Below are 12,293 nucleotides of genomic sequence, written 5' to 3' on the forward strand. Positions count from 1 at the left end.
ACGCCTCAAGCTCGCGCCGGCGTAGCGTTGAGCTCACCCTCACGGACGAGGCATTGCACCTCACCATCGACTACGTGCAGACGGGTTGGCGCGTCGACGAGGTCTCGGCCGTTCTCCGGGAGAGCGGGTCGGTGGTGAGGACGAGTGTCGAGGACAGGAACTCGGTGGTCGCCGCCCTCCCACTTGCCCAGTTGCGCCGCCTGGCGGCCGGTACGGGCGATGTTGCCGACCTCTGGATGCACCTCGTGCCGATCGACGACGGCCGCCCGTCGGGGAGTCCGGCCGAGTCGGCGCCTCTTCGCTTGGGCAAGTTCACCGATACCGTCCGCCATCCGGCACCGAGCGGCACGACAGGCCTGGAGAGGATCGTCGTCACGCAGAACGGCAACCTCGCCATCTCGTTCGGTGAACCCCACCGACGCCGGTTCGACGTCGAGGTCGGGGAGCGACCCGAGACGGAGGCGCTGGGGTTCGACGTCGATCTGCGCGGCGGGGACAGACGCGCGGCCACCGTTCGCGTCGTCGCGGTGTCGAGGGAGAGCGAGAGTCGCCACGAGTTCGCCGGCGTGCCCGTCGACCACCCCGAGCGGTCGCGCACAGGTTACGGACGGTTCGTCCAATCGGCGTCCATCACGTTCGACCTCGACGTCGTCGTGCCGCAGCTCGACGCTCGCGACGAGATGCTCGACCTCTACCTCGAGGTCGAGGACGAGAACGGCGAGGTGCAGACCTCGCGCATCAAGTCTGCCGCAGGCGATCGGACCGCTCCGTGGGGTCCGGCTCGCTCCGACGACGGGCTGGTCCAGCTCGTTCCGTACACGACGTTCCGTGGCGCCAACAGGTCGTTCCGCGTAGAGCGGATGAGCCCGGACGTCCATCGATCTCTGAGGCGTTGGACCCGCTGCGCGCGGTGGCTCCCACTGGTCCGGCCGGCTCTCGGCATCTGGCTGATCGGGGAGCTGCCGTACAAGGCCCAGGACAACGGGTACCACTTCTTCCGCTGGCTCCGCGAGCACCACCCCCGCCGCCGGGCGTATTACGTGATCGATCGGGACTCGCCTGATCGGCGGCGTCTGGAAGGCCTGGGCAACGTCGTTCTCCGGAACTCCCGGGAGCACGTACGGGTGGCTTTCCTTGCAAGCCGGCTGGTCGGCACCCACCACGCGGAGTACCTGCTGCCCTCTCGGGACCCCCGGGTGGTCGCCGGTGCCCGCGGCGTCCGTGTCTTCCTGCGGCACGGCATCTCGGGAACGAAGAACATGGTGGCCAACTACGGCCGTTTCGCTCCGGGTTTCTCCACCGACCGCTTCCACGTCAGCTCAGACCGTGAACGCCAGCTCGTCGTCGACGAGTTCGGGTACCGACCTGCTCAGGTCCGGGTGACCGGTCTGCCGCGCTTCGACCAGCTGCTGGCACCCGTGGACGACCCGCCTTCCGGCCTGCTGGTGATCCCCACCTGGCGGGAGTGGCTGGGGCACCGCGACGCCTTCGCGTCGAGCGAGTACCGCGACCGGTGGCAGGGGTTCCTCACTCATCCTCGGCTGGTCGCGGCGATGGAGGGCGGGTTGGAAGTGACTCTCATCCTGCATCCCAACATGCGTCACTACACCGACCTCCTCGATGCGCCTGGCGTGCGTGTGCTGCGCCAGGGAGACGCGGATGTCCAAACACTCCTGCGCGAGCACGCCGTGCTCGTGACCGACTACTCGTCGGTCGGTTTCGATTTCGCGCTCCAACGACGCCCGGTCGTCTACTACCAGTTCGACCAGGAGCGGTTCTTCGGACCGCAAGGCTCGCACCTGGACCTCGAGCAGGACCTGCCGGGGCCGATCCTCGCGGACGTCGCCCCGCTCGTCGACGAGGTCGTGAACCTGATGGCCGCAGGCTCGGTGATGCGGCCGGAGTACGCAGACCGTGCCGCGAGCATGGTTCGCTACCATGACCGCCGGAACTGTGAGCGCGTCGCGGCGTCGGTCCGCAGAGCCGGTGGGCCAAGGGTGCAGTGGTGGCGCCTGCAGGACCGGCGCGGAGTGCCGGAGCAGCGGGCCCACGACCCGACCTCGTGAACGGGCAGATCACGCCTGGCCTCGCAGAGACAGATACCTACCTTTAAGGACTGGAGCAAGAAATGGCGCTTGACCTCGTTGTTGTCGGACTCGGATACGTGGGCCTCCCGCTGGCGCAGGAAGCCGTTCGAGCCGGCCTCAAGGTCCGAGGGTTCGACGTGAGCCCTCGGATCATCGACGGTCTGAACTCCGGGAAGTCCCACGTGGACGACCTCTCGGACGCGGATGTCCAGGAGATGCTAGACGCAGGGTTCGCGGCGACCTCCACCGTCGACGACATCCGTGACACCGACGCGGTGGTCATCTGCGTGCCGACGCCGCTGAGCCCGGACGGCGGCCCGGACCTGGGCGCTGTGGTGTCCGCCACCCGCACGGCTGCAGAGGTGCTCCGCCCGGGGATGCTGGTCGTCCTCGAGTCGACGACGTACCCAGGCACGACGGAGGAGGTGCTGCGCCCGCTCCTGGAGAAGGGGGGCCTGAGCTCCGAGACGGACTTCCTGCTCGCCTACTCGCCCGAGCGCATCGACCCGGGCAACGCGGTCTACGGCATGAAGAACACGCCCAAGGTCGTCGGCGGTACCACCGAGGCCGCGACGCGTCGTGCCGCCGAACTCTACGGCCGGTTCGTCGACACCGTCGTCGAGGCAAAGGGTGCCCGGGAGGCCGAGACGGCCAAGCTGCTGGAGAACACCTACCGGCACATCAACATCGCGCTGGTCAACGAGATGGCGCGCTTCTGCCACGAGCTCGACATCGACCTGTGGGACGTCATCGACCTGGCGAAGACTAAGCCGTTCGGCTTCCAGGCGTTCTACCCGGGCCCGGGCGTGGGTGGGCACTGCATCCCGATCGACCCAAACTACCTCAGCCACAACGTGCGCTCGCGTCTTGGTTACCCGTTCCGCTTCGTCGAGCTCGCCCAGGAGATCAACGCGACGATGCCGTCGTACGTGGCTCGCCGTGCGCAGGACGCGCTCAACGAGGACTCCAAGGCGCTGCGTGGCTCCAAGGTTCTCCTGCTCGGCGTCACCTACAAGCGTGACATCGCCGACCAGCGCGAGTCGCCGGCGATCCCTCTGGCCCATGCCCTGCTTGCCAGTGGAGCGGACGTGCTTTATCACGACCCGGCCGTGGAGGAGTGGAACGTGGACGGCACCGTGCTGACGCGAGTCGACGACCTCGAGACGTCGGTCCGAGAGGCTGACCTCGTCATACTCGTCCAGGACCACACGGCGTACGAGGTCGACGCGCTGGTCGCCCAGTCGCAGCGCTTCTTCGACACCAAGGGTGCATCGAAGGATGCGCGCGCCGTTCGGCTTTGAGGGGTACTGCTGGTGACCGACATCGATGTGGCCCCTGCAAACCTCTCGCTCGTCCTCGTCGTGGACGAAGCGTCGTGTCGGGAGATGCCCGGTGCCTTGACGATGATCCGGTCGGTACCGGGCCTGAACGAGGTTGGCGTAACAATTGTCCACGCACCGAGCGTCGAGACGGAAGAGTGCCTCTCTGGCATCCCGGACGTACGGAGAGTCGTGGCAGCCTCGGACCTGGAGTCCGATCTGGTCGACGCGGCGAGCAACTTGGTGGTCGACCCTGAGACGCGCTACGTTTCCGTCGCGAGAGTCTCACGTTCGTCAAAGATGGCGTCGTGGGCGCGCAGGGTCCTGCGTTCGATCGGGCGGCTCGATACGGTCGACCTCCCCGCCGAAGTACCAGTGCTCATCTGGAGCGAGTACGGGATCAAGCAGGTCGCCGCCCGGTACGTTCACCACGTACTTGGCGAGCACTCCGTCCTGAAGGGCTCGCCGTTGGCTGACTTCCTCGGTCGGCTTTCTCTTTCTGCCGCCACCCCGCTTCTTGAGGCGGTTGACCCAGAAGATGGCGACATCGTGCTGCTCAGCTATTTGGCGGCGCAGTTCGTCCCAGGAATGACAACGCCACCGTGGCGGTACCGGTTCGTCTTGACCAGTCCAGAAGGTGACGTTGTCCAGTCCGAGCCCACAGCGTTGGCTCGGAGGATCGACTCGCGCGGCGACGAACGCTGGGAAGAGCTCACGGCGCGACTCGATCTCGGCGCCGCCGATAGCGGGCACTACAGGATCGTGATCGAGCTCGACACGGAGTTTCCTCAGCTGCGCCTCCGGCGCAACCTCCGCCCACGGCGGGGTGCGCTGATCAGTGCACGGACGGTCGAGATGCAGGTGCCACAGTCAGGCGATGATGTCGCGGCACCCGCCGTGGTGCGGTACCTCTTGCACACCACTGGCAGAGGCCTTTCCTCCTACATTACGTCGCAGTTGGGCAGCGGACGAAAGGCGCGTCTGCGTTGGGCGGCGACCCTCTTTCGGAAGGATGTTGGGTTCATCGTCCGCGGACGCCGACGCCTTCAGATGCGACGGCTCCGGTTGGTGCGACTGCTGACGCAGGTCTTCTTTGCCCGGAAAGAGATCTGGCTGATCGGTGAACGGACGGATACCGCACAAGACAATGGGATCCACCTCTTCCGGCACATGCGCCAGCACAACCCAGACAGGTCCGTCTACTACGTTATCGATAAGTCGAGCCCCCAGTACGGACGCGTCGCGGATATCGGCAACGTGGTCGAGCACTCATCCTGGAAACACCAGTTGCTGATGCTCCATGCCTCGGTCCTGGCCAATGCCTACTCGATTCGTTATCTGATCCCGTCGACGTGGAATCCTGGTAGCTACACACGCCACCTGGTCTGGCGGGTCGGGGCCACCCGCGTGTATCTCAAGCACGGCGTGCATCTGAGCCCGAATGCTGTGAAGCGAGGGACGACCGGATACGACCTGTGCCTCACGGCGATGCCCCGCGAGACGGAGGCGTTGCGCCATGCGTCCGGATACGACCACCAACTCGTCGAGGTAGGGATGCCGCGGTTCGACGCGCTGACGCCGACGCCACCGAGCCGGACCCTGCTCTTCATGCCCACGTGGCGCAAGTACCTGGTCTCGAAGGTTCTTGACGGTGCGAAGGAGGGCGACGTCGGATACGAGGGTTCCCTGTACCAGCGATTTATGCTCGATTTCCTCGGCAGCGAGCGATTGCATGACATGCTAGAGAAACACGACTACCGACTCACGTTCCTCCCGCACTACAACATGGCGTCCCGCTTCGACGGTGTTAGCGTCGCTGGCTCCCGCATCGATGTTGCCGACGCGAATGCAGTCAACCTCCAGGACCTCCTCCGTGGCTGCGACGGATTCATCACGGACTACTCGTCGGTGCATTTTGATGTCGCGTACGTCGGTACGCCGATCATCTATGCTCGGTTCGACGAGGAGGATTTCGAGACGAAGCATGCCTCGCCTTCCTGGTTCGATTACGAACGTGATGGTTTTGGGCCGGTGGTCCGCACGCTGGACGAGACGCTCGATGCGGTCGAGGAGCTCATCGCTCGCGAGTGCCGACCCGACCCCTACTACCTCGCCCGCGTCGATGCGACGTTCACGTTCCGTGACACGGAGAACTGCACGCGGACCGTCGCGTCGGTCGACGAGCTGCGACGCCGGCATGCTCGTCGATGACGTCCTGGCTCACGCCTCGTCGCTCGTGACAGCGGTCTCGCCGTGCAGCACACGGAGACCGCCGTCAGCGACGAGGTCGGAGACGAACCTGCTGTAGGCGCCCTCGTACTCTTCTCCGAGCCGCTCGTCCCACTCCGGCACGAGAGCTGGAATGGCACCCGGCGACGGCGTGATCTCGCCGAAGACGATGCCCTCGTCGGTCTCGAAGACATCAATGCGCTCCATCGGCCGGCGGATGGAGCCCGAGAGTCGGGCACAAACGTCGAGGACCGTGTTGAGCCTCCGGGGTGTCGGAAGCCCGGAATCATGGTCGACGAGTGCGCGAACGTCGACAAGCTTGCTACCGCTGGCGTCGAAGGCCCGCATTCGCGTCCGGACGTTCTTCGTCTTCTTCGCCCGGGACCACGAACCGGTACGTACCTCCAGATACACGGGGCGGCCGTAGAGGCAATGGACCTTGATATCGTTCGGTATCGTGCCCGGCGCGGAGCCTTGTGCCGTCAGGAGCTCCTCGGCGAAGTAGTGTGACGTCGTGCGATGGGTCTTCCAGAGCTGCTGGGTGACCGCCTCGGGAGTGGTCTGTTCGTTGGTCAGCAAGTCGGTGTAGATCCCGTCGGAACGGCGCAAGAGGGGAAAGACGTTGAAGCCTCCACCGCCGCGGGTACTCTTGAGCGCGAACCCTTCGGGCATGGCGGTCCAGTCGACGGCACTGGGGTCCCCCCATTCGCCGAGCGTCTGTGGGACACGGACGCCATGGCGCGCTGCGAACCTCTGAGCGGCTCTCTTGTCGAGGAATTGATCGACGGGTTCATCGAGCCCTTCTCGAGCATTGATGCCGTCGGTGGAGTGGCGACGGTGCATACGCCCAGCGAGCAGGTAGGAGGGCCTGCCGAGGAAGGTCTCTGGGTCCTCGGCAGCCTCGATGGTTCGTTCCAGCGGGGACCTGAGCTCCTCACGCAGGATGATGACCTGCGCCGTGACGTGGTGCACCTGGGCTTGTCGTCGATCGATCATGGCCCGGACGCGCTTCAGGTTGCGTCGTGCCTCGACGGGCGATTCCGAGAGAGGTTCTCTCGCCATGGTCGGGCTCCTACCGTCCGGATCTGGTCGCTGTCCGCCTGCGGACCGTGCTACCGAATGGCGGGCTCGGTCTCACCGTACGTGACCCCGAGCGCACCTTCCGCTGCGAGGTCGCTCAGCAGGCGGGCGTAGGCGTCCTCGTAGGCATTGCCGAGCCGGTGATCCCACTCCGGTACGAGCGCGGGCAGGTGCCCAGGATTCTGCGTGACCTCACCGAAGACGAGCCCATCGTCGGTCTCGAAGAAGTCCAGCCGCTCCAGCGGTCGTCGAATGGCCCGGGAAAGGCGAGCGCTTGCAAGTACGATCTCCTCCAAACTCCCCGGCTTCTGAAGATCGTGACCGACATCAATGAGGGCTCTGACGTTGAATAATTCCGTCCCGTCCGCCGTGAACGTCCTCACCTGAGAGGTGACGTCTCGTGCACGCGACCAGTCGCCGGTTCGGACTTCGAGGTACATCGGCTCGCCATAGAAGCAGAAGACCTTCACGTCGTTCGGCATGGAGTTGTTTCCAGTCCCTCTGGCGACGAGGAACTCCTCGGCGAAGTAGAAGGAACGCTCCTCGTGCTTGATCCAAAGCTTCTGAGTGATCTCTTCTCGCGACGTCAGCTCACCCGTCAGCATGTCGATGTAGTTGTCGCCGTCGCGCACGAGTGGGAAGACGTTGACTCCACCGCCGCCGATGTTGCTCTTGACGACGACTCGATCAGGCAGTGAGTCCCAGTCGATCCCATCGGGATCGGGCCATCGCCCCAGGACAGCTGGCACCCGGACACCGTGCGCGGCGGCGAAGCGCTGCGCAGTCAGTTTCGTGTAGAGCTGCAGAATAGGTTCCCGTAGGCCTTCGCCGAGGTTCACGCCGGTCGTGTTGTGTCGCCGGTGCATTCGGGCCGCCAAAGCGTAGGAAGGCACTCCCAGGGTGGTCTCAGGATCCGCAGCGGCAGCGACCGTGCGTTCCAGGGGGGACCTGACCTCTTCGGACAGGATGACGACTTGAGCCTTCAAAGTTTCGATCTGCCGTCGCCGACGCTCGATGCGTCGCCGCGCCCTTGCTAGCTGGGCACGGAGCTCTTCGTCCGCAGTTGGTTTGGACCTGGTCGCGCTCACGCGGGGTCCTCAGGATCGAAGGTTCCGCCGGGCACCCTGTTGTCGAGCGCGCCCTGATGATAGGGCTGCAGCAGCATGCGGGCGTGGGCGCTGTCGAAGAGCCGGCCGAGTTGCCTGTCCCAGCGGTCGACGAGGACCGGTATCCGTTCGGGGTCGACGTCAACACCATGCAGGGAGGCGCGACCGTCGTTCTCTGACCACAAGAGTTGGACGTAGGGTCTGGGGATGCTCCGCGAAAGTTCCTCGGACCAGGTGCAGATCTGTGTTGCCGAGCTGGGTGCCGCGATGTCCTGGCGGTACAGGACAGCCGATCGAACGTCACCGAGGTCCTTCATCGTGGCGTCGAAATGTCGCGCTCCGCCATGATCCCGCACCTCGACGAGACCGACCTCGCCCTTGAACGCGTGGACAATAATGCGCCGTGCTGACGTTGGTGCGGACCGATCGAACGGAATCCCGTGTGACGCGGCGAACATTTCGGTGCGCTTCTGGTCGGAGAAGATCGCCCCAGCTCCGTCGAGTCCGTCTCGGGGATTCTCGGCGCGACGGTGAATTCGCTGTATGAGCCGGGCTCCGGCGACGAAACTCGGAGTGCCGTTGGTCTTCTCGACTCGGGACAGGGGCATGAGGCGCAGGCCGGCACGCTCGCCCAAGACTTTCTGCAGGCGGCGCCGTTCTGCGCCGATGGCCTTCTTCTCGATTTCGAGCGCCTCGAGCTCCCGTTCGGCGGCGCGGAGTTCCTCCATGACGGTCGGGGACGCTGGTTCCTGGACGCTATCCGCGGCAGTAGCACCGGGGGCGACGTCGGGCCACCAACGAGACGTGAGCCTGTGCAGAAGTGTGGGCTTTCTGATGGGCACTGACCACCTCGCGTGTTTCCAGTTCGTAATGGGCATCATTGCACAGAGCGTCACCGTGCTGGGGGGAGCTCGACCATGTTTCGTGGCCGGGCCTGCTCCAGCCTCATGACGGGGCCGTCTGCCTCAGGCGACCTCGTCGACGACGGTTACTAGGGAGTCGCGCAGTTGATCGATCAGCGTGAGCGCATACGTGTCCGTAAGGTGCGATGTCTGGCGGTAGAGCAAGACATTGCCGATGATCGGAACGCAAGGATCGTCCGGACAGATCTCGGACCGCAGATCGACGGTGTGGACACCGTCCACCTCGTCAGCGGCTGGCTGTTGGGCGAAGGCGCCGCTCCGGCTGATGCCGTGCTGTAGGTCGAAAGTGCACTCCGCCAGGTTGTCGGGGTTGTCTGCGATGCACTCGTAGACCGCCATGCTGGGGTTCGGATTGTCCAGCAGCACGACCAGGGGCGTGCCGGTCTCGGTGAGCGCGGTCCACCGCCGGACCATCGCGTCGACCATGGCATCGACAGAACGGCTCTCAACATCGTCGAGGTCGGCCATGGCATCGTTGGGGCGTTGCGACGTGAGGACGAGATCTGGCCTCAGCTCGATCAGCTTGTCGAAGACGGCGTCGTTCCATGCGGCGCAGGACTCGTACGGCTCACCCTTGTTGACCTGCATCCCGTCGTGGAAGCCGCACGCGGACTTGGTGTACGACACGATGTGCCAGCCTTCCTCGCGGGCGATCTCGTCGAGGGGGGTGTAGTACTGCATGATCTTCGAGTCGCCGACCACGGCGACCGTGAGGCTGCCGTCGGTGTCGCCCCAGTCGCAACGGACCGGGTCAGCGGATTCCTGGTCGACCTGACACTCGCGTGGATACGGAGGCACATCGTCGACGGCGGTCACGGCGTCCGGGACGAACCAGCCGACGTCAGCGAGGCTGGCGGTGGTACCCGGCGCAGGCTCGGCGCCGGACCCGATCGCGGACGCTCCCGGTGCCTGCCGGTCGCCACCGCCACCGCTACTCGACGGGACGAGGAGGACGAGCACCAGTCCGGCAACCACACCTACGGCCGTGAAGTTCGCGCCGACGGACAGGCTCAGCCGATTGGACTTCAGGGCCGGCGCAAACCTGACAGGGTTCTCGACCAATCGGTACGAAAGGTAGGCCGGGATGAACGAGGCGGCGACGACCAGCAGGCCTCGACGTGCGCCGAGATCGCCCCAGTAGGCGGTCGCCGCGACGACGAGGGGCCAGTGCCACAGGTAGAGCGAGTAGGACAGGCCACCGATCCATACGGCGGGACGCCAGGAGAGGATGCCTGCCACCCCGCCGCGACCCGAGGTATGGCCGGCGACGATCATCGCCGCGGTCCCCAGAGTCGGCAGGAGTGCCGCATAGCCAGGCCACGGGGTGCTGGTGGAGAACACGAACCCGCTCGCCACCACCGCAGCGAACCCCGCCCAGCCGAGCGCGATCGAAGTCGGGCGGGGCAAGCGCTGCCAGGTCGCGGTTCCGATGGCGACCAAGGCTCCGATCCCCAGCTCCCACAGGCGCGTGGGGGTGACGAAGAACGCGGTGGCGGGGCTGTTCGTCGTCAGGTATACGGAGTAGGCGAGTGAGGGCACGATCACGGCCAGGATGCCGGCCGCAAGCGCCGGTCGGAACCTCAGGTGCCCCTGGCGGCGCAGCCACCACGCCAGGGCGACGATCAGCAGCGGCCAGACGATGTAGAACTGTTCCTCCACCGCCAAGGACCAGAAATGCTGGACCGGTGAGGCGCCGATGTCCTCCGCAAGGTAGTCGACGCTGCGGTCGGCGAGCCGCCAATTCACCACGTAGAGCGCGGCGGAGACGATGTCGCCGCCGAAAGCTCGCCAGTCGACCGCGGAGACCGTCCACCATGTCAGGGCGGCGGTGGCGACGAGCACGAGACCCGTCGCGGGAAGGAGGCGCTTGGCGCGCCGCGCGTAGAACCGCGAAAGTGAGATCCGGCCCGTGCGCTCGAGCTCCCGGATGAGTAGTCCGGTGATGAGGAAGCCCGAGATGACGAAGAAGACGTCGACGCCCACGAACCCACCGGGCAGCTGCCGAACCCCGGCGTGGTAGACGAGGACCAGCCCGATGGCTATGGCGCGCATGCCCTCGATGTCGGGACGGAAGACGGCGGACGGTCGCTCCTTGGCAGGTCCCGCACTGGTGTCGCTGCTGGTCAAGTCTCTAGGGTCCTTCGTACGGGGTCATGTGGACGGGAGTGCTTGCTGCCGGGCAGACGTGCGCTCATAACTACTGCAGTTCGGTCACCGCTGTGGCGCGGACAGATCGGAACCGGTGCGCGCCGTGATGATGGTGCTCGCTGCTTCGAGGAAGCGTTGCAGCGGCACACCGGGAGTTGTGTCTCCGAAGTAGTGCTCGACGATCTTCGCGTATGTTCCCCGGTCGGCGCCGTGGAGGATCGAGTTGATGATGTTGAGGACGTCCGCGGACTCGTGCTGCTGGACCGTACGGATCTGCCCAGCGAGACCATCGTGGTCCATCTCTGCCAGCGGGTCGGCCGGCTCTGTCAGGAGCAGGGGCTTGCCGGTCGCCAGGAAGTCGAAGGCGACGGCGGAGATGTCCGCGATGGCGACGTCCGCCGCCCGGAGGTGCCAGCCGAACACGGAGTCCGTGTCCACCATGTGCTGGGCGCTCGGGTCGGTGGAGTTGGCGGACTGGATCTGCCGGACGATCGCTTCATGCGCCTTCCGGTACTCTGGTTGGGCCGCCCCGGTCCGCGGGTGAGGGCGGTACACGATCCGGTGCTTCCCCGTTCCCAGCAGGACTCGCAGCATCTCCGGGGCGTGGGACTGCAGGGAAGAGTAGCGCATAGAGGGCCGGTCGCCCTCCCAGGTCGGCGCATACAGCACGACGGTTCGGCCGTCGTCGGGGAGGGACGGTCCGGGATTCTCGACGTCGACCTGGGGGCGACCGATCCGTACGAGGTGCTTGTCACGGTCGAAGTCGATGAGACGGCGTCCGATGCGGTCGAAGGCAGCTTGCCCGGCAATAAACGTGTAGTCGTACGCCTTGAGCTGGTTCGAGGCCATGTAGTCCTTGTCGGACTCGCCGTGGCTGATGAAGATGTGCGCCGGGTCACGGAATCGCATCATGCGGAAGTTCACGATGTTCTGATTGACGTAGAAGACAGCCCCGACGGGATGTGTGGTGAGCCACTCCTCTGTCTCGGCGATCTTCGGCTGGTAGAGCACCGGGAGTGGGCACTCTCCCTTGAGCGCGAGGGCGGCAGACAGGTTCCGAGTGATCACCACCACGGGATGCTGCTCGGCGAGATGGCGCATCGGCTCGTACCACTGCCGTACTTGGTAGATGTTGACCGGGCCGTCGGAGAAGAAGACAGCTGCTTCGAACTGCCGAGTGAGGGGCGTCCGGGTGGCTTCGTAGTGCTGCCAGGCCGCCCGGTCCCGGCGCCTACGAGCGGCCCTCTGCACGAGACGTGCCAAGTTTCGTACGTCCTGGATCAACTGCATGCGTGCGACAGCACCTTCGGTAGCCGGGGTCGAGACCTGAACATCCTACCGAGGCTGGGGAAGCCTCCGACGCGGTGCTTTCCGGTCGGCCCGGCCGCAGTCTCCCTGCTC

At 65.5% G+C, this 12,293-nt stretch carries 8 protein-coding genes; 3 read left to right on the plus strand and 5 right to left on the minus strand.

Annotated features, from left to right (window positions below; genetic code table 11):
- The first annotated feature begins 302 nt into the window (after positions 1–302).
- From AC3RJ8_RS04625 to AC3RJ8_RS04635, 3 genes are all read left to right on the plus strand, one after another.
- Positions 303–2,066 (plus strand): CDP-glycerol glycerophosphotransferase family protein, encoded by a 1,764-nt coding sequence (locus tag AC3RJ8_RS04625; protein WP_489714765.1) that lies wholly within the window; start codon positions 303–305, stop codon positions 2,064–2,066.
- Positions 2,067–2,128: 62 nt separating this feature from the next.
- Positions 2,129–3,388: a nucleotide sugar dehydrogenase gene (locus AC3RJ8_RS04630; RefSeq protein WP_489714766.1), complete on the plus strand. Its 1,260-nt coding sequence runs from the start codon at positions 2,129–2,131 to the stop codon at positions 3,386–3,388.
- Between the two features lie 12 nt (positions 3,389–3,400).
- Positions 3,401–5,617: a CDP-glycerol glycerophosphotransferase family protein gene (locus AC3RJ8_RS04635; protein ID WP_489714767.1), complete on the plus strand. Its 2,217-nt coding sequence runs from the start codon at positions 3,401–3,403 to the stop codon at positions 5,615–5,617.
- A 9-nt stretch (positions 5,618–5,626) separates the two neighbouring features.
- Here AC3RJ8_RS04635 and AC3RJ8_RS04640 read toward each other — a convergent pair whose 3' ends face one another.
- From AC3RJ8_RS04640 to AC3RJ8_RS04660, 5 genes are all read right to left on the minus strand, one after another.
- Entirely contained in the window at positions 5,627–6,697 is a 1,071-nt protein-coding gene (locus AC3RJ8_RS04640) for an ATP-grasp fold amidoligase family protein (protein ID WP_489714768.1), read from the minus strand.
- 50 nt (positions 6,698–6,747) lie between these two features.
- Complete coding sequence (locus AC3RJ8_RS04645; protein WP_489714769.1) at positions 6,748–7,803, minus strand: ATP-grasp fold amidoligase family protein; 1,056 nt, start codon at positions 7,801–7,803, stop codon at positions 6,748–6,750.
- On the minus strand, positions 7,800–8,549 hold the full coding sequence (locus AC3RJ8_RS04650) for a hypothetical protein (protein WP_489714770.1): 750 nt from the start codon (positions 8,547–8,549) through the stop codon (positions 7,800–7,802). The genes AC3RJ8_RS04645 and AC3RJ8_RS04650 overlap by 4 nt, the downstream gene beginning before the upstream one ends.
- 237 nt (positions 8,550–8,786) lie before the next feature.
- The gene (locus AC3RJ8_RS04655; RefSeq protein WP_489714771.1) at positions 8,787–10,871 is read right to left on the minus strand and encodes an acyltransferase family protein; all 2,085 of its coding nucleotides are present in this window, start codon (positions 10,869–10,871) and stop codon (positions 8,787–8,789) included.
- A gap of 84 nt (positions 10,872–10,955) precedes the next feature.
- Positions 10,956–12,182 carry a CDP-glycerol glycerophosphotransferase family protein gene (locus tag AC3RJ8_RS04660; protein WP_489714772.1) on the minus strand — a complete coding sequence of 409 codons (1,227 nt, stop codon included), beginning with the start codon at positions 12,180–12,182 and terminating at the stop codon, positions 10,956–10,958.
- Positions 12,183–12,293 lie beyond the last annotated feature (111 nt).

The organism is Isoptericola sp. MSGPD8_1_ISO-PGPR-S23-394, from assembly GCF_058072785.1.

Bases quoted from the DNA above. Each gene is read 5' to 3' on its own strand.
- AC3RJ8_RS04630 (WP_489714766.1), top strand. From the start codon at position 2,129: ATGGCGCTTGACCTCGTTGTTGTCGGACTCGGATACGTGGGCCTCCCG.
- AC3RJ8_RS04640 (WP_489714768.1), bottom strand. From the start codon at position 6,697: ATGGCGAGAGAACCTCTCTCGGAATCGCCCGTCGAGGCACGACGCAAC.
- AC3RJ8_RS04650 (WP_489714770.1), bottom strand. From the start codon at position 8,549: ATGGAGGAACTCCGCGCCGCCGAACGGGAGCTCGAGGCGCTCGAAATC.
- AC3RJ8_RS04660 (WP_489714772.1), bottom strand. From the start codon at position 12,182: ATGCAGTTGATCCAGGACGTACGAAACTTGGCACGTCTCGTGCAGAGG.